The 17,877-nt window shown below is 72.7% G+C and carries 15 protein-coding genes; 5 read left to right on the top strand and 10 right to left on the bottom strand.

The window, feature by feature from the left end; all coding sequences use genetic code 11:
• Window positions 1-20 precede the first annotated feature (20 nt).
• Window positions 21-1,649, bottom strand: coding sequence for a tetratricopeptide repeat protein (locus IF27_RS24225; RefSeq protein ID WP_052851889.1), 1,629 nt, complete (start codon window positions 1,647-1,649; stop codon window positions 21-23).
• Between the two features lie 287 nt (window positions 1,650-1,936).
• Window positions 1,937-4,981, bottom strand: coding sequence for a UPF0182 family membrane protein (locus tag IF27_RS24220; RefSeq protein WP_110946208.1), 3,045 nt, complete (start codon window positions 4,979-4,981; stop codon window positions 1,937-1,939).
• Between the two features lie 136 nt (window positions 4,982-5,117).
• Here IF27_RS24220 and IF27_RS24215 point away from each other — a divergent pair, with 136 nt between their 5' ends.
• Window positions 5,118-5,684, top strand: a complete 567-nt coding sequence (locus IF27_RS24215) for a PPA1309 family protein (protein ID WP_052851888.1) — start codon at window positions 5,118-5,120, stop codon at window positions 5,682-5,684.
• Window positions 5,685-5,716: 32 nt separating this feature from the next.
• On the opposite strand, the gene IF27_RS24210 is transcribed toward IF27_RS24215, so the two are convergent.
• The 4 genes from IF27_RS24210 to IF27_RS24200 form a co-directional block, all read right to left on the bottom strand.
• Window positions 5,717-6,811, bottom strand: a complete 1,095-nt coding sequence (locus IF27_RS24210) for a YlbL family protein (RefSeq protein ID WP_052851887.1) — start codon at window positions 6,809-6,811, stop codon at window positions 5,717-5,719.
• Window positions 6,812-6,836: 25 nt separating this feature from the next.
• A complete protein-coding gene (locus IF27_RS31240; RefSeq protein ID WP_190233087.1) occupies window positions 6,837-7,010 on the bottom strand; it encodes a hypothetical protein in 174 nt (57 codons plus the stop codon).
• 92 nt (window positions 7,011-7,102) lie between these two features.
• On the bottom strand, window positions 7,103-7,564 hold the full coding sequence (locus IF27_RS24205) for a molybdenum cofactor biosynthesis protein MoaE (protein ID WP_052851886.1): 462 nt from the start codon (window positions 7,562-7,564) through the stop codon (window positions 7,103-7,105).
• A 20-nt stretch (window positions 7,565-7,584) separates the two neighbouring features.
• Entirely contained in the window at window positions 7,585-8,757 is a 1,173-nt protein-coding gene (locus tag IF27_RS24200) for an SDR family oxidoreductase (RefSeq protein WP_052851885.1), read from the bottom strand.
• Window positions 8,758-8,894: 137 nt separating this feature from the next.
• Between IF27_RS24200 and IF27_RS24195 the strand changes: the two genes are divergently transcribed.
• Both IF27_RS24195 and IF27_RS24190 read left to right on the top strand, forming a co-directional pair.
• Window positions 8,895-10,316: a zinc-dependent metalloprotease gene (locus IF27_RS24195; protein WP_052851884.1), complete on the top strand. Its 1,422-nt coding sequence runs from the start codon at window positions 8,895-8,897 to the stop codon at window positions 10,314-10,316.
• Complete coding sequence (locus IF27_RS24190) at window positions 10,313-10,879, top strand: NUDIX hydrolase (RefSeq protein WP_110946207.1); 567 nt, start codon at window positions 10,313-10,315, stop codon at window positions 10,877-10,879. The genes IF27_RS24195 and IF27_RS24190 overlap by 4 nt, the downstream gene beginning before the upstream one ends.
• Here the strand turns inward: IF27_RS24190 and IF27_RS24185 are convergent.
• The 4 genes from IF27_RS24185 to IF27_RS24170 all read right to left on the bottom strand — a co-directional run bounded on the left by IF27_RS24185 (window position 10,876) and on the right by IF27_RS24170 (window position 14,785).
• The gene (locus IF27_RS24185; RefSeq protein WP_052851883.1) at window positions 10,876-11,634 is read right to left on the bottom strand and encodes an AIM24 family protein; all 759 of its coding nucleotides are present in this window, start codon (window positions 11,632-11,634) and stop codon (window positions 10,876-10,878) included. The genes IF27_RS24190 and IF27_RS24185 overlap by 4 nt on opposite strands.
• A 20-nt stretch (window positions 11,635-11,654) precedes the next feature.
• Window positions 11,655-12,341 (bottom strand): AIM24 family protein, encoded by a 687-nt coding sequence (locus IF27_RS24180; protein WP_052851882.1) that lies wholly within the window; start codon window positions 12,339-12,341, stop codon window positions 11,655-11,657.
• A gap of 11 nt (window positions 12,342-12,352) precedes the next feature.
• A complete protein-coding gene (locus tag IF27_RS24175; RefSeq protein ID WP_052851881.1) occupies window positions 12,353-14,029 on the bottom strand; it encodes a TerD family protein in 1,677 nt (558 codons plus the stop codon).
• Between the two features lie 117 nt (window positions 14,030-14,146).
• Window positions 14,147-14,785 carry a M48 metallopeptidase family protein gene (locus IF27_RS24170; RefSeq protein WP_052851880.1) on the bottom strand — a complete coding sequence of 213 codons (639 nt, stop codon included), beginning with the start codon at window positions 14,783-14,785 and terminating at the stop codon, window positions 14,147-14,149.
• Window positions 14,786-15,206: 421 nt separating this feature from the next.
• On the opposite strand from IF27_RS24170, the gene IF27_RS24165 reads away from it, so the two are divergent.
• On the top strand, window positions 15,207-16,325 hold the full coding sequence (locus IF27_RS24165) for a ThiF family adenylyltransferase (RefSeq protein ID WP_052851994.1): 1,119 nt from the start codon (window positions 15,207-15,209) through the stop codon (window positions 16,323-16,325).
• Window positions 16,326-16,413: 88 nt separating this feature from the next.
• A complete protein-coding gene (locus tag IF27_RS24160) occupies window positions 16,414-17,787 on the top strand; it encodes an ABC1 kinase family protein (RefSeq protein WP_052851879.1) in 1,374 nt (457 codons plus the stop codon).
• Window positions 17,788-17,877 lie beyond the last annotated feature (90 nt).

Here is a 17,877-nt window from a genome sequence, read left to right as displayed (position 1 = left end):
CGCGGCGCACGGCCGTCCGCTCAGGCCGTCAGCTCCTGACGCAGGGCGTCACGCAGCCGGGCGGCGCGCTCGGACACCTCGGCGGGCCCCAGCTCCATGGCGCGCGTGCACCAGGTGCCGCCCTCGGCCAGGTCGCCCCGGTGCGAGGCCAGCAGCGCCAGGCGCAGCGCGGCCCTGCCGTGCCCCGCCTCCGCCGCGCGGCGCCACCACAGGGCCGCCTCAGGCTCGCTGCCCTCACGGGCCAGCAGCAGCCCGAGGTTGAACGCGCCGTTCCTGCTGCCCGCCTCGGCGGCCGAGCGGTACCAGCGGGCCGCCTCGACGATGTCGTCGCGCGCCGCCGCGCGCATGCCCTGCTTGACCTGCGCGCGCCGGTGGCCCTGCTCGGCCGCCCGCTCGTACCAGCGCCCCGACTCGGGCTCGCCGCGCCGCTCCAGCAGCACGGCGAGCCGGAAGGCCCCCTCGACGCTGTCGCCCTCGGCGGCCTGCCGCAGATACGTCTCGGCGCGGTCGCCGCCGTCCGTCCCGTCACCGGCGCGCAGCAGCTCGACGGCGACCTGGAGGGCGGCCTCGGCGTGCCCGGCGGTGGCGGCCTGCTCGTACCAGTGCCTGGCGCGCTCCGTCTCGCCCCGGCCGGCGTGCAGGATGCCCAGGTTGAACGCGGCGTCCACGCTCCCGGCCTCGGCCGCCTTGGAGAACCAGGGCTCGGCGCCGTCCGCGTCGCCGCGCTGGAGCAGGAGGACGGCCAGCGCGTTGGCCGCCTCGCGGTGACCGGCGTAGGCCGCGCGCCGGTACCACTGCTCGGCCTGGGCCGTCCGGCCCTGGTCGGCGCAGAGCAGCGCCAGGTTGAAGGCGCCGTTCATGTCGCCCGCGTCCAGCGCCGCGCGGTACCAGCGGTGCGCCTCCTGGCGCTCGCCGCGCTCGGCGTGCAGGGCGCCCAGCGCGTTGGCCGCGGGGCCGTCGCCGTCGCGGGCGGCGCGCCACCACCAGCGTTCGGCCGAGACCTCGTCGCCCGCGTCGCGCAGCAGGAAGCCCAGGGCGCTCGCCGCGCGGACCTCGCCCGCCTCGGCGGCCTCCAGGTACCAGCGCCCGGCCTCGGTGCCCTCGCCGCGCTCCTCCAGGACGCCGCCGAGGCGCAGTGCCGCACGGCGGTGACCGCGCGCCGCCGCCTGCCGGAACCACGGCTCGGCCGCGGCGCCGTCACGGCGTGCGACGAGCGTCGCGTAGCGGTAGGCCGCCTCGCGGTGGCCGTGTTCGGCCGCCGCGCGGAACCAGTCGCGGGCGTCGGCGGCGCCGCGGTGGTCGAGCAGGTCGGCCAGGGCGTAGGCGCCGGAGGCGTGGCCGGACTCGGCCGCCTGCCGCAGCCAGTACTCGGCCGCGGCCTCGTCACCGCGCTCGCGGTGGTGACGGCCGAGCGCGTAGGCGGCGGGCGCCGAGCCCGCGACGGCGGCGATACGCCACCACTCGGCCGCCTCGTCGGCGCGGCCTGAACCGTGCAGCAGTACCCCCAGATTGTTGGCGGCGGACCGCTCGCCGTCCACCGCGGCGGCGCGCAGCGGCGCCTCCGCCTGATCGAGATCCCCCAGGCGCAACAACCGTGCGCCTTCGAGCGCGGCCGTGCGGCTGCTCTCGAACCTCGCCTTGTCCCCCATAAGGTCCATAGTCGCACCACCTGAAACCTGCGTACACCTGGTATACCGCAGCCAGTGAAGTCACTTGAGCGGTTTATCGACTTCCCGATATGGAAACACCCAAACGCCGTTTCGGGCAGGGGTTTCCCGGAGTCGTCACGCAGTATGCCGCCCGCCACTGACAACGCAGGTCAGCCCGGAGGTGGGACAACCGCCGAACAGATGCCCAAAGTTGACGTCTCCATGCAGGTGACATGACGAAGGACCCGGAGCCGTGGCTCCGGGTCCTTCGTCTCGTGCGTCAGGGATCAGGCGCTGCCGCCTCCGCCGTCGTCCTGGCCGCCGGTGTCCGCGCCGGCGTCCTGGGCGCCGTCTCCGCCGCCGCCGTCACCGCCCGTGTCGCCGGTGTCGCCACCGCCGTCCTGGGCGCCGTCACCGCCGGTGTCCCCGGTGTCCGCGCCGCCGCCGGTGTCGCCACCGGTGTCGCCGCCCTGGATCTCGGCGAGCCGGTCGAGGGCGTCGGCGAGGCGTTCCTGCGCCTCGTCCCAGGACTGCTGGGCGTCCTCCAGGGCCTCCTGGGCCTCCTGGACGGCGTCCTGGAGTTCGCCGTCACCGGCCGGTGGCTCCTCGCCGCCGCCCGGTTCCTCAGGCGGTGGTTCCTCACCCGATTCAGTGACCCCGAAGACCACGTCCAGGGCCTCCGAGAGGCTGTCCTCGAAGGCGGTCTCCTCACCGTAGGTGACCAAGACCTTGCGTAGCAGTGGGTAGTTGGTGCTGGCGCCACGCACGTAGACCGGCTCGACGTAGAGCAGTCCGCCCTCCAGGGGCACGGTCAGCAGGTTGCCGTACTCGACCTCGGAATCACCCCGTTGGAGCAGGTTGATCTCGGTCGCGATGTCCGGATCGGAGTTGAACCGGCTCTGCACCTGCTGTGGACCCCAGACCGTCGTGTTCGACGGCAGGGTGAGGAGGCGCATGGTGCCGTAGTCGTCGGATCTCGCGTCGGCCTCGACCGCCATGTAGGCGGCGAGTGTGTCGCGGTTGAGCGGGGTGAACGTCGTCGTCAGCGAGAACACCCGCTGGTCCTGGCCCGGCATCCGCATGCTCAGGTAGTAGGGCGGGACCGACTGGCCCTGGTGCGTCGGGTCGTCGGGCACCTCCCAGCGCTCCGAGCCGCTGTAGAACTGGTCGGCGTCGTCCACGTGGTAGCGCTGGAGCAGGTCGCGCTGCACCTTGAACAGGTCCTGCGGGTAGCGCAGGTGGTCGAGCAGTTCGTCGCTGATCTCGTCGCGCGGCTCGACCGTGTCGGGGAACGCCTTCATCCAGGTCTTCAGGACGGGGTCCTGCTCGTCCCACTGGTAGAGGACCACGTCGCCCGAGTAGGCGTCCACGGTGGCCTTGACCGAGTTGCGGATGTAGTTGACCTGGTTCTCCTGGGCGATGACGTCGCCCTGGGTCTCCGTGAGCGAGGTCTCCGTGACGTCGCCGAGCGTGGTGCGCGACGCGTACGGGTAGCCGTTGGTCGTCGTGTAGGCGTCCACGATCCACTGGATCTGGCCGTCCACGACCGCCGGGTAGGGGTCGCCGTCGATGGTCAGCCAGGGGGCGACGGCCTCGACGCGTTCCTTGGGCGTGCGGTTGTAGAGGATGCGTGAGCCCTCGCCGATGGCCCCGGAGTAGAGGATCTGCGGCTCGCCCATGGTGAGGGCGTACGCGGCGCGGTTCACGTAGTTGTCGAGGTTGACACCGGCGTCGCCCGTGTAGCTGTACTCGACCTCGCCGTCCTCGCCCGCGTAGTCGATCTCGCGCTGCGGGCCGCCGACGATCGAGTACTGGGTGGTGTACTCGCCGAAGTAGACGCGCTGCTGGTACTCGCCGAGTTCGCCTTCCGACGGCAGGTCGAACTCGGTGAAGTCCGGCTGTCCGTTGTCCTGCACCGAGGTGCCGCTCGCGGCGACGACGCCGAAGCCGTGGGTGTAGCGGAAGTGGTCGTTGATCCAGTTGCGGTCGGGGATGGCGTTGACGTCCATCTCGCGCAGACCGATGACGGTGTCCTGCTCGGAGCCGTCGATCGTGTAGCGGTCCACGTCCAGGGTGTCGGGGAACTTGTAGTAGCCGCGGACCTGCTGGATCTGCTGGAACGCGGGCGAGACGACGCTCGGGTCCAGTTGCCGGATGCTGACGGTGTCGCCCACCGCGTCGCGCAGGGTGTCGGGTTCCGCGTCGCTGACGCCCGTGTAGTCCCGCACCTCGGCGTCCGCGATGTCGTAGGCCGACATCGTGGCGTCCATGTGCTTCTGGATGTAGGGCGTCTCCTTGGCCTGCTCGTTCGGCCGCACCTGGAACTGCTGCACGAGCGCCGGGTACACGCCGCCGATGAGGACGGCGGAGAGCACCATGAGGCCGAGGCCGATGACGGGCAGCTGCCAGCCGCGCCGCCACAGGGCGGCGAAGAAGAGCACCGCGCAGATCGCCGCGATGATCGTCAGGATCGTCTTGGCGGGCAGGTAGGCGTTGGCGTCCACGTACCGCAGGCCGGTCCAGCCGTCCGCGTTGCGGAAGTCGCCGCCCTTCAGCGCGAGGCCGTAGCGGTCGAACCAGTAGGCGACCGACTTGAGCGCGACGAACAGGCCGACGAGCACCGACAGGTGCTTGGTCGCGGCGGGGGTGATGCGGCTGCCCGGGGTGGTGAGCCGCACGCCGCCGTACAGGTAGTGGGTCAGCGCGGCGGCGATCGTGGAGAGCACGACGACCGCGAAGCCGAAGCCGATCAGGAACCGGTAGAACGGGTAGTCGAACGCGTAGAACGACACGTCACGGTGGAACTGCGGGTCCTCCACGCCGAACGAGGTGCCGTTCACCCACTGGAGCCAGGTGCGCCACTGTCCGGAGGCCGAGCCGCCCGCGATCAGGCCGATGACGAGGGCGGCGCCGATGACGACCCACCGCTTGTACGGCGCGATGCTCATGCGGTAGCGGTCGAGGTTCTGCTGTTCCATCGACATCGCGCTCAGCGGCGGGCGCAGCCGGTGCGCGAGCCAGATGTTGAACCCGACGGCGAGCGCCATGATCACGCCGAAGACGGTGAACATGACGACGCGGGTGAGCAGTTCCGTGCGGAAGACGCTGGTGTAGTCCACCGACCGGTACCAGAGCCAGTCCGTCCAGAACTGTGCGAACATGGCGAAGCCGATGGCGAGTCCGGCGAGGATCGCCGCCGTGATCAGCAGGGTTTTCGCGCCCCTGGACGGTCGCCCGACGCTGAACCGGGGACCGCCAGGGCCGCCTGGACCGCCGGGGCCTCTGGGCCCGTTGGGACCGTTGGAGCCGCGACCCGACCCCCGGTCCGGCATCTGGAAAGCCAAGGTGCGCACCTCAAAGATTCGCAGTGGTTGAAGCCGGGCCGGCCGTGGAGACGGCCCACTCGACTAACTTACTCAAGCTTTACTCGGTTCCCGTTCCCGGGGTGTGAGACGGCACGATATGCCCATGGACAACACATCCCCTGACGGAACCGCCACGCCGCCCCCTGCCTCAAGCCCGCTGACCAGGGCTGTTCTCGAAATCGACGCGTATGCCGCCGGACTGGGCTGGGACCGGCCCGCCCTGCTGTTCGCGCTGGTGGACACGGCCAGGCTGCGGGAGGAGGAGCCGGGCCTCGCCGAGCGGCTCGACGTGGGCGAGACGGACGCGGTGGGTGATCTGACGCCGGTGGAGCAGGACGAGCTGCCCGACGGTCTGCCGCTGGACGAGTTCCTGGCGACGATCGCCTGGCCCGACGCGGTGACCGGCTGCGCGCTGACGATCGAGCGGCTGATGCTGCCGCCGTCGGCCGAGGCTGCCATCCCTGAGGGGCTGGCGGCGGCGGAGCTGGCGGACTGGGTGGCCCGGCATCCGGAGCGGCAGGAGGTGCGGATGACGGTGGCGGTGCTGCGGGACGGGCGGCGTGAGTCGGCGCTGCGGTTGCGGGAGAAGGACACGGCGACGGAGGTGCTGACCGGCGAGGGGCTGGTGCCCGGTCTGGCCGAGGCGCTGTCCGCGACGTTCGAGGAGTGAGGGTGGTGGGGTAGGGCGCGTCTCCGGCGGCCTCAGTCGCGTGTGCAGCGGGTGAGGTCGTCGGTGTGTCCTTCGCGGATGTCGGTGAGGGCGTCGAGGGCGTCGTCGAGGGTGGTGACCTCGACGAGGGTGAGGCCGTCGGGGCGGTTGGCCGCGGCGGTGGCGCAGTTGTCTGCCGGGGTGAGGAAGTAGGTGGCTCCGGCGTCGCGGGCGGCGATGACCTTCATGGAGACGCCGCCGATGGGGCCGACGGCGCCCTCGTCGTCGATGGTGCCGGTTCCGGCGACGAACTCGCCGCCGGTGAGGTCGCCGGGGCTGAGCCGGTCGATGAGGCCGAGGGCGAACATGAGCCCGGCGCTCGGGCCGCCGACGTCGGCCAGCTCGATGTCGATCTCGAACGGGAAGATGTGGGTGGTCCCGGCCTGGATGCCGACGAGGGCGCGGCCGTCGTCGGGGGCGGCCTCGGTGGTGATCTCGATGTCCTCGGCGTCGGCGGGTGAGACGCGTTCCCCGGCCTGCTGGGCCTCCTCGGCCTTGTCGGCGGGGACGACGGTGAAGACGACGGGTTCGCCCGCCTCGTGCCTGGTGACCAGTTCGGCGACCTCTCCCGGCTCGGAGACGGGGGTGCCGTCCACGGCGAGGATGGCGTCCCCCGCGTGGAGCGTGCCGTCGGAGGGGCTGTCCTTGACGACGGCGCCGACGATGGTCTGGGCGGGTATCTCGTAGCCGAGTTCCTCCAGGGCGGCGACCTTGGCGCTCTCCTGGGAGGCGGTGAACTCCTCGGCGTTCTGCTGCTCGACCTGGTCGGCGGAGACGTCGTCGGGGTAGAGCGTGTGGTACGGGACGACGGACCGGTCGTCGGAGAGCCAGCCGGTGACGGCCTCCAGCAGGTTCATCCGGTAGTCGATGCCGGTGACGCGCACCGTCGTCATGTTGAGGTGCCCCGCCGCGTCGTACGTCTCGTGGCCGTCGATGTTGAGGACCGGCTCGCCGTCGTGCTGGCCCAGGGTGTTGACCGTGGGCCCCGGGGACATCTCCGCGTAGGGGACGTGGATCAGGAGTCCGGCGCAGAGGAGCCCTATGAGCAGCAGGGTGGACGTCAGCAGCGTCGCGGTGCGGCGTGGCATGTCTTGACAGTACGTGACGGCACTGTCAGCCGTCGGCCGGGGCCCGTTCCATGGCGGCGCGGAACGCCTCGTAGCCGCGGACTCCGGCGTGGTCGCGGACTCCGCGCGCGTTGGTGCTGCGTCGGGTGGCCCAGACGCTCCACAGACCGGCCAGGACTGCCCCGGCGACGGGAATGAGCAGCCATACGAGAACCGCCATGACCTACCTCCCACCTCGGCGATCGGCGACGTACTCCCAACGCTCGGGTGTGAGGGCAGGTTACGCAACCGGACGGCTGCACCTTACGCCCGTCACCCGGTCGTCGCGCAGGCGCCCGCCCCCACCCACTCCTCGCGGCCGTCGGCGAACCGCTGGTGCTTCCAGATGGGCACCTCGCGTTTGAGGTCGTCGATGAGGCGGCGGCAGGCGGCGAACGCCTCGGCGCGGTGGGGGGAAGCGACGGCGACGAGGACGGCGGTGTCGCCGACCCGCAGGTCTCCGACGCGGTGGACGGCGGCGAGGGCGGTGACGGGGAAGTCGGCGGCGACCTGTTCGGCCACCCGGCGCAGCTCGGCGTCGGCGGTGGGGTGCGCCGAGTAGGCCAGTGAGGTGACGGCGGCGCCGCCGGGGGGTCCGTCGTGGTCGCGGACGGTGCCGGAGAACAGGACGGTGCCGCCCGCCGTGTCGTCCCCGACGGCGGCGAGGACCTCGTCGGCGGAGAGCGGGGTGTCGCGGATCGCGAGCAGGCGGATGGGGCCGGGGTCGGCGGTCATGGGCTGGGGTTCCTCCGGGGTCAGCGGCGCCGGGCTCTGCGGGCGCGGCGGACGAGGGCGGCGGTGCCGACCAGGGCGACGGTGGCGCCTGCGGCACCGAGGGTGGTGGCCGCGTCCTTGCGGCCGAGGCGGCGTCCGGCGACGGTGTGGCGTCCTGAGACCTCGGCGAGGAGTTCGGCGAGGACGCGTTCGTTGGTCCAGGCGGGGCGCCATCCGGCTTCGTACAGCTTGCTGCCGCTGACGACCCAGGGGTGCATGGTGTAGGCGAGGTCGCCCGCGGGTGAGGGGGTGAGGCCGAGGCGGTGGAGGCGGGCGGCGGCGCCGAGGGCGACGGAGGGCGGGAGTTCCATGCGGCGGATGCCGGACAGTTCTTCGACCTCCTCCTGTTCGAGCCAGCCGTCGCAGCCGACGGCGAGTTCGCCGTCCACCTTGTCGAGGACGGCGTACTCCAGGGCGCTGACCAGGTCCTCGACGTGGCAGAACTGCCAGCGGGGCCTGGAGCCCGCGACGACGAGGAGGCGTGGCGACTCGAAGTAGCGCGTGAGGGCGGTGTCGGTGCCGCCGACGAGGACGGCGGGGCGCAGGACGGTGACGGTGAGCCCGGGGTGGGCGCGGGGGGCGCGTTCCGCGAGGCGTTCGATCTCCAGGAGGTCGCCGACGCAGGTGGCGTCGGCGGTGGCGCGCAGTTCGGCGTCCTCGGCGAGGGGTACGTCGTTGTCGGGCAGCGCGCCGTAGACCATGGCGGAGGTGCAGAGCACGACGCGCCGGACGCCTGCCGCCGCGGCGGCGGTGAGGACGGTCTGGGCGCCGCGCACGTTGTAGGCGGTGCGGGCGGCGGGGTCGGCCTCCAGGTCGAGGTCGAGCGCGAGGTGGACGACGATGTCCACGGGTCCTGGTGCCGACTGGGTGTCGCGTTCGCGGGTGGTGGTGCCCTGGGAGGGGCCGCGGGCGGCTCCCGAGGTGCGCAGGAGGTCGGCGATGGCGGGGTCGCGGATGTCGATGGTGTGCCATTCGGCGCCTTTGGCGTCGCCGATGCGCTCGTCGAGGGCGAGCACCCGTCTGATGTCCGTGGCGGCCAGCAGCCGCTCGATGAGCAGGGAGCCGACTCCGCCGGCGGCACCGGTGACCGCGACGGTCAACGGGGCGGCGGGGCCGTTTCGCGCTGCGCGAACGGCTGGTTCCGGGGAACTCACAGGACCTCTCCAGCGGTTGATTCTGGTACGACGTGCGCAGGCCCATCCTGCCTGAGAGGTGTCTAGGCTGGGGGCACGCACCATCGATTCACAGGCACGTCGGTTCCGTCCGACCCCCATAAGAGCCGAGGTTTCCCGTGAGTGACTTCCCATTCGGATTCGGCCTGCCGAACGAGCCGGAGGACGGCGACCCCGAGAACAAGAGGGGCGGCGGGCAGGGCCGTGGGCCCGATCCCGCCGACAATCCGCTGGCGGCGCTGTTCGGCTCCATGGGTGGGCAGCTGAATCCGCAGGACCTGGGCGCCGCGTTCCAGCAGCTGGGCCAGATGCTGTCGTACGAGGGCGGGCCCGTGAACTGGGATCTCGCGCGGACGGTGGCCCGTCAGACGGTGGCCCAGGGGGCGCCCGACGGGTCCAAGGACCGGAGTGTGGCGGCGAGCGAGCGGGCGCAGGTGGACGAGGCGCTGCGGCTGGCGGATCTGTGGCTGGACGGGGTGACGTCGCTGCCGTCCGGCGCGGGCACGGCGGTGGCGTGGAGCCGCGCAGAGTGGGTCGAGGCCACGTTGCCGGTGTGGCGTGAACTGGTCGATCCGGTGGCCGAACGTGTCGGTGCGGCCATGGGGCAGGTGCTGCCCGAGGAGATGCAGGCGATGGCCGGGCCGCTGCTGGGGATGATGCGCTCGATGGGCGGCGCGATGTTCGGCACGCAGATCGGGCAGGCGGTCGGCGCGCTGGCGGGCGAGGTCGTGGGTTCGACGGACGTGGGGCTGCCGCTGGGCCCGGCGGGCAAGGCGGCGCTGCTGCCGCAGAACGTGGCGGCGCTGGGTGCCGGTCTCGGTGTGGAGGAGCGCGAGGTGCGGTTGTACCTGGCGTTGCGGGAGGCGGCGCACCAGCGTCTGTTCGCGCACGTGCCGTGGCTGCGCTCGCATCTGTTCGGCGCGGTGGACGGGTACGCGCGGGGCATCCAGGTGGACACGGGGAAGCTGGAGGACCTGGTCGGGCAGCTCGACCCGACGCGTCCCGAGGAGTTGCAGGAGAAGCTTCAGCAGGGTCTGTTCCAGCCGGAGGACACGCCGCAGCAGAAGGCGGCGCTGGCGCGTCTGGAGACGGCGCTGGCGCTCGTGGAGGGCTGGGTGGACGCCGTGGTGTTCGCGGCGGCGGAGCCGCATCTGCCGTCGGCGGCGGCGCTGCGGGAGACGCTGCGGCGGCGCCGGGCGACGGGCGGGCCCGCCGAGCAGACGTTCGCGACGCTCATCGGTCTTGAGCTGCGTCCGCGGCGGCTGCGGGACGCGGCGCGGCTGTGGGCGTCGCTGACGGACGCGCGGGGCACGCAGGGCCGGGACGCGCTGTGGGCGCATCCGGACATGCTGCCGACGGCGCAGGACCTGGACGACCCGGACGGCTTCGTGCACCGTGAGCAGCTGGACTTCTCGGAGCTGGACCGGATGCTGGGGGACGCGGCCGGTGAGCCGGGCCCGCGGCTGGACAAGGACTCGGACGCGGACAAGGACGGCGACGACGGCGACGGGAACCGTGACGGCGGCGAGAGCGGCCGGTGAGCGTTTCCCCGGCGGCGCTGCGGGAGGACGCGGCGCGCGTCCTGCGTGAGTGGGCCGCGCCGGACGCCGCGCAGGAGGCGCTGCGGCGCGCGTACGCGGGTCATCTCGCGGCGCGTCCTGACGGCATGTGGCGGTCCTGTGCGGAGGGGCATGTCACGGCGAGCGCGTTGGTGGTCGATCCCGCTGGTGGCCGGGTGTTGCTGACGTTGCATCGCAAGATCGGTCTGTGGCTCCAGACGGGTGGGCACTGCGAGCGGGAGGACGCGACCCTGGCGGCCGCGGCGCTGCGGGAGGCGCGTGAGGAGTCCGGGGTCGTGGGGCTGGCGTTGTTGCCGGGTCCTGTGGCGCTGGACCGGCACGTGACGCCGTGCGCGGTGCACATGGATGTGCAGTACGCGGCGGTGGCCCCGCCGGACGCGGTGGAGGTGCGGAGCGAGGAGTCGTTGGATCTGCGGTGGTTCGGCTGGGACGCGCTGCCGGAGGACACGGACGGGTCCGTGCGCGCGCTGGTCGGGCGGGTGCGGCGGCTGGTGACTGCCGACGCACCCGCGGGTGGCCGCTAGCGGCCCCAGGCGCCGCCGCCCTGGGGCGGCCCTCCCTGCCCGGGGTTGGGCCGGAACTGTCCTGAGAGCTGCTCGCCGAACGACGTGTGGGTGGGGGGGAGCAGTTCGCTGGGCTGGACGACGACGTGGCCTTCGCCCATGAAGTTCAGTTCCCAGCCTTCGCCGGTGTTGCCGCGGCGGCGCCAGACGGAGGCGGTGCTGGTCTGGGCCTGCATCTGGACGCGCAGCGACGACGACCAGGCGACGACGGCGTCCGCGTCGGCGCCGATGTACCCGTCGGGGGTCACCCGCATGACGAGCGGGCGGCCCGAGGTGGTGAGGGCGACCTTGCCCCGGCCGCTGATGACGAGGTTGTGGGCGCCGACGCCCGCGATGCCGTGGCGGCTCTCGACGGCGACGACGTCCCAGTGCAGGTGGGGGTCGAGGGCGAGGACGTAGGAGCTGTCCACGGTCAGGCCCTCGTGATCGACGTCGAGGACGTGGACGTGCTGGGCGAGGTTGGCCAGGTAGACGGCTCCTTGGCCGTAGCAGCGCATCAGGGGCAGGACCTCACCGGCGGCCCACTGCGTGCGCTGGCGTCCCGGCGGCTCGTACTCGGCGTCGAACTCGACGATCCCCTCGAAGGCGACCATGCTGCCCGCGCGGGCCAGCACGTCCTCGCCGTGCGAGAGGCCGACGCGCAGCATCTGCGCGCCTTGGAGGGCGAACCGGTCCTGGGTCTGGTTCACGGTGTGGTTGAAGATCGGGCTCTGCATGGCGTCACTCCCCCGTCGTGCTACTGCTGCTGCGGCTGCGTGAGCCGGTCGGTGCTGTCCTCGCTGGGCTGCACGACGACGAATCCGTGGCCGGAGAAGGCGAGCTGGAACGCCTCGCCGCTGCCCCGTCCGATCAGGGACGACGCCTTGAAGCTGCGTTTGCCCTCGACGCGCAGGCCGGTGGACCAGGCGACGAGGGCGTCGGGGTCCACGAACGTCTCCCCGGCCTGTGCGCAGTCCACGACGACGGGCATGCCGCGGCTGGTGACCGCGACCCAGCCGGTGCCGGATATGCCGAGGTTGAACAGGCCCTGCCCGGCGAACTTGGCGACGCCCTTGACGCGTTGCACGCCCCACTGGAGGTGGGCGTCGAAGGCGAGGACGTTGGCGGCGTTGACGGAGAGGTTGTCCTCGGCGAGTTCGAGGCAGACGACGTGGGCGCCGTAGTCGGCCAGGTACAGGCGGCCGTCGCCGTGGCAGCGCATCAGGGGGACGTTCTCGCCGCTGATGCGCCCGGCGGCGGCCCGGCCGAGGCCGGAGGAGTTCGCCTCGTACTGGATGAAGCCCTCGTAGCCGATCATCGACCCGGCGCGGGCGAACAGGTCCTGTCCGCTGCGCAGGGCGACGCGGGCGATGGACGGGCCGTGGTTGTCCATGCGGGCGGCGGGGGCGGTCGGGGCGTGGCCCGCGATCATGCGCTGGTCCATCACGGGCTCCTTCAGATCTCGTACGGCTGGATGATCGCGAAGTTGCCGGGCGCGCCGCGGAATTGGAGCTGGGTGCTCTCGCCGGTGTGGCCCGGGTAGGCGTGCCTGCGCAGCCGTACCTGGTTGGCGACGAGGACCTGCGCGGCGGCGGACCAGGCGACGATGGCGTTGGCGTCGGCGAAGGTGGCGTTGGTGACGGGCAGGACGAGCGGCTGGCCGTGCGTGGTGATGACGAGCGTGCCGGTCCCCTGGAACTGGAGGGCGAACAGGGAGCCGCCTGGTATGCCGTGCCCGTCGATGCGGCGCACCTCGACGTCGAGCGATTCGTCGAAGGCCAGCACGTGCTGGGACGCGACGACGATGGCGTCCCCCTGGAGTTCGACCGGGTGCAGTTCGGCGGCTTCCTCGGCGAAGAAGACCTGGCCGGTACCGGTGCAGCGCATGAGCGCGGGCATGCCCTCGCCGGTGGCCCAGCGCGTCATCCGGCCGCGCATTCCGGCGCCTTTGTAGCCGAACTCGACGTCGCCCTGGTAGAGGACCATGCTGCCCTGGCGGGCGAGGACGGGCTTGCCGTCGATCCCGAGGTCGGCGCGGACCAGTTGGGGGTTCTGCACGGCCCAGCGGCGGTGTTCGCGGCTGCCGCCGTACTTCTGGAAGGCGCCTTGCAGTCCCGCGGCGCCCGCGGCACCGGCCGCGACCGGCGTGGGTGCGGGGTGGTGCGGCTGCTGGTGCGGGCCGCCGGGGAAGGGTGGCTGGGGTGGCGGGCCGCCGTACGGTGCCTGCGGTGGCGGGCCGCCGTAGGGTGCGGCCGGTGGGGCGGGGTGGCCGGGCACGGGCTGTCCGGGCGCCGGGTAGGCGGGCGGGGCCTGGTGTCCGGGCGGCGCGTACGGGCCGGGCTGGACCGGGAACGGCTGGGTGGCCGCCGGTGGCGGCGGGGGCTGGTGGGCGGCGACCGGCGCGTGCGGCGTCTGGACGGGCAGCGGCTGGGTGACGGCGGGCGGCGGTGGCGCGGGGGCGGCCGGGGGTGGCGGCGCCGGGGGTGCGGCGGCCCCAGGCGGGGCGAAGCCGGGGGCGACGGGCGCGGAGGCGGCTCCGGGGACGGCGAAGCCCGGTGCGCCGCCCTGCGGGGCGGCCTGGGCCGGGTCGTCGGCGCTGTCGTCCTCCTCGACCTCGCCGCCGAAGTGCCGCAGGAGCGCGGCGAGTCCGCCGTCGAATCCCTGGCCGACGGCGGCGAAGCGCCAGCCGTCCTTGCGGTAGAAGTCGCCGAGCATGACCGCGCGCTCGGTCGTGAACGCGGAGCCGTCGAACGCGTAGCGCGCGACCTCCTCGCCGCCCGCGACGATCCGCAGGTAGCCGGGTGCGGCCTGGGCCATGGTGCCGTCGCCGTCGATGGTGGCGGTGAACGCGAGCCGGTGGATCGCGCTCGGCACCTGGTCGAGGGTGACGCGGAAGGACTCGGTGTCCCCTGCCTGGGCGCCGAGGAGCTGGAGGGATTCCTCGGGCGACTTCGGCTGGTTGTAGAAGACGAAGTAGCGGTCGTCGGAGAGCTGTTCGTCGGCGTCGAGCCCGAAGCAGCTGATGTCGAAGACCAGCCCGGGGCCGGAGATCTGTACGCCGACGTACAGGTCCGTGCCCAGTGTGAGATCAGTGAGGCGGGTCTTCTGGCCCCGCTGGAATTGCCTCGCCATCCGTAACGACCGTCCCCCGTCCGACAGGAATGTCCTGGGGCGACACACTAGTCCGTACCACTGACGTCGGTCCCCGGGTGGTCGGACGGGCGACGGGCGCGGGACACGGGGAACGGCTCAGTCGGACCGTGGCCAGGGCACGTACGGCAGGCGCTCGGCGCCGACGACGCCTTCCAGGAAGCCGCGGGCCCGCTCGGTGCGCGGGTAGCGGTCGAGGAGCTTCCAGAAGCCGGGGCCGTGGCCGGGCACCAGGAGGTGGGCCAGCTCGTGGAGCAGCACGTAGTCGATGACGTACTCGGGCATGCCCTGGAGGCGGTGCGAGAGGCGGATGCTGCCGAGCGCGGGGGTGCAGGAGCCCCAGCGGGCGTTCTGGTTGGTGACCCAGCGGACGCTCTCCGGCCGGGCGCGGCCGTGGAGGTAGCGCTCGGACAGTTCGGCCGCGCGGGCGGCGATCGCGTCGTCACCGAGCATGCGGCGGTCTTCCTGGGCGGCGAGCTTGTCCAGCATCACCGAGACCCAGCGCCGTTCCTCGTCCACGGTCATGCGGGCGGGGATCATGACGATGGTGCGGTCGCCCTCACGGTAGGCGGAGACGGTTCTTCTGCGCCGGGAGCTGCGCCGGACCTCGACCTGCTCGGGCCGTGACCCGGCGGGGCGGGCGGACAGGGCTCCTGACGGGTTTCCGGCCAGGGTCGCCCCGCCCGCCGGTGGGGTGGTCTGCGGCGGGCCGGCGCTCTTCAGCGGGTCGGCGGGCACACTTCGACGTTACCCGGTGGGACCCCGTTATGTGCGTGAGCGAGACACCGGTTGCTCACGGACCGCAAGCGGCACCCCGCACTACCGCCCTATTTATCGGATTTTCTCGGCTTCCTGTGGAAAACCTCACACACGCCCCCTTGCTCCTGGTCGATCATGAATCCACCGCGAACCACCGCGGACGAGGACCGGGGAGGCCGGGATGGGGACCTACAGGGCGGACGCGCCGGACACGGCGGGCGAGGACCACGCGCGGCACGCAGGACGGCGGCCCGCGAGCGGCACCGACACCTCACGGCCGGACGGCCCGGAGGAGACCGGCCCGGAGGATGCCGCGTCGAAGAAGGCGGACGACGCGGGTGCAGTGGATGCAGTGGACGTCGATGCCGTGGACGAGGTGGACGCCGACCGCGTGCATCCGATGATCAAGCCGTCCCTGCGGCGGGGCTGGTGCGACCGCCAGACGGTGCGCTACGGGGTGACGCCCGCGCATTCGGTGCTGTTCGGCCCGCTGGACGGGGCGACGGAGACGTTCCTGACCTTGCTGGACGGGACAAGGTCGTTGCGGGCGCTGCGGGGCGAGGCGCGGGCGCTGGGGCTCAGGGCCCGGGCGGCCGACCGGATCACGGGGCGGCTGCGGGCGGCCGGGGTGCTCGCGGACGCGACGCAGGAGGGGGCTGCCTCCGCCGATGTGGGGGACGCGCTGCGCCCCGATCTGGCCTCGCTGTCCCTTGTGCATCCGGCTCCGGGCGAGGGGGCGCGGCGGCTTCTCGCGCGCCGGACGGCGCGGGTGCAGGTCAGGGGGGCGGGCAGGGTGGGGGCGGCGGTGGCTGCGGCGCTGTCCCAGGCGGGGGTGGGCGAGGTCGAGGTGGTGGACGGCGGTGAGGTCGAGGTGGTGGACAGCTCTCCTGGTGGGCTGCGCCGGGAGCATGTCGGCCAGCGGCGGGCCGCTGCGGCGCGGAGCGTGGTCAGGTCGGTGCTGCCGTGGCGCCGGGGGTCGGGAGCGCAGCGCGGGGAGGGGGCGCATCTGGTGATCTTCGCGCCTCGGGACGGGCTGGCGGCCTATGCTCCGGATCCGTTGCTCGCCGAGCCGGTCCTGGCGGCCGGGACGCCGCATCTGTATGCGGGTGTGGTGGAGGCGACGGGTTTCGTCGGCCCGCTGGTGCTGCCGGGGGCGACCGGCTGCGCGGGTTGTCTGCTGCGGACGCGGGCGCGGCGTGAGCCTGCGTGGCCTCTGTTGGTGGCGCAGTGGCGGAACGGCCGCCGCAGGGGTGTGGCCGCGTGTGACGGTCCGCTGGCGATGGCTGTCGCCGGGCTCACGGCCTGTACGGCGCTGGCCTTTCTGGACGGCGCGCCGCGGGCGGGTGGGGGTGTCAGGTTGGAGCTGGCGTTGCCGGATCTGGTGCCGACCTCGCATCCGGTGGAGCCGCATGAGGAGTGTCCGTGCGGGGCGGCGGGTGTCCTGCCGGAGGTGGGCGGGGCACCGGGAGACGGCCCGGCCGGTCCTGTCCGTGCGGGCCGGGTCCACAATGACGCATAGGCGGGTCGGAGTTCGTCCGGCCCGGCCGCCCGCGGCGTCGGGAGGATTCCCGGGGACGGTGGGCGCCAAGGGAGTTGGAGGGGACGACATGTCTGACCTACCCCGTAAGGCGGTGACCAGGACGGCGAAGCTGGCGACGTTGCCGCTGAGCTTCGCGGGCCGGGCCACGTGGGGTCTCGGCAAGCGCATCGGCGGGCGGTCGGCCGAGTTGGTGGGCAATGAGTTGCAGCAGCGGACGGCTGAGCAGTTGTTCAGTGTGCTGGGGCAGCTGAAGGGCGGGGCGATGAAGCTCGGCCAGGCGTTGTCCGTTTTCGAGTCGGCGCTGCCGGAGACGGTCGCGGGTCCTTATCGGGCGGCGTTGACGAAGCTTCAGGAGGCGGCGCCGCCGATGCCCGCGGCGACAGTGCGGGCCGCGTTGGACGAGCGGTTGGGTGAGGGCTGGCGGGAGCTGTTCCTGGAGTTCGACGAGAAGCCCGCCGCGGCGGCCTCCATCGGTCAGGTGCACCGTGCCGTGTGGCATGACGGCCGGGAGGTGGCGGTCAAGATCCAGTATCCGGGGGCGGGCGAGGCGCTGCTCGCGGATCTGACGCAGCTGGGGCGGTTCGCCCGGGTGTTGGGGCCGCTGATACCCGGCATGGACATCAAGCCGCTCATCGAGGAGTTGCGGGAGCGTGCCGCGGAGGAGCTGGACTACGGGTTGGAGGCGGAGTCGCAGCAGATCTGCGCCGAGGCGTTCCGGGACGACCCGGATGTGGCGGTTCCGGCGGTGATCCGGCAGCAGAAGGAGGTGCTGGTCAGCGAGTGGCTGCCGGGGGTGCCTCTGTCGGAGGTGATCGCCGGGGGGAGCCAGGAGGAACGTGACCTGGCGGGGCAGCTGTTGACCCGCTTCCTCTTCGCGGGTCCGGCGAGGACGGGGTTGCTGCACGCCGATGCGCATCCGGGGAATTTCCGGATCGTCCCGGCGGATCACGGGGGGACGGGCAGGGTGCGGCTCGGTGTGCTGGATTTCGGTGCGGTGAACCGGCTGCCGGGTGGGCTTCCGCCGGTGATCGGCCGCACGCTGCGCATGACGCTGGACGGGCGTGCGGAGGAGGTGTACGCGCATCTGACGGCGGAGGGTTTCGTGAAGCCGTCGGCGGAGCTGGAGCCGCAGGCGGTGCTGGAGTGGCTGTTGCCCTTCGTGGAGCCGGCGTCCGTGCCCGAGTTCGCGTTCAGCAGGCAGTGGCTGCGGGAGCAGGCCGGTCGGCTGGCGGATCCGCGGTCCCCCGCGCAGCAGTTGGGGAGGCGGATGAATCTCCCGCCGTCCTATCTGCTGATACATCGGGTGACGCTGAGCACTCTGGGTGTGCTGTGCCAGCTCGGGGCTCGTGTGCGGGTGCGGGACGAGCTGCTGCGGGGTCTGCCCGGTTTCGCGGGCGACGGTGAGACGGTGGCGGTCGAGGCGGAGGGGCCCGGCGCGTAGCCGACCGGCGCGGGCGACGGCCGGCGGGTGGGAGGGGCCCGCCACGCGGCGCCACGCGCGGAAGAAGGACACGGAGGGGCGGGGTGGGCG

The organism is Streptomyces avicenniae (genome assembly GCF_000719135.1).
Lineage (GTDB): Bacteria > Actinomycetota > Actinomycetes > Streptomycetales > Streptomycetaceae > Streptomyces > Streptomyces avicenniae.
This window is presented reverse-complemented; position numbering and strand designations above follow the sequence as displayed.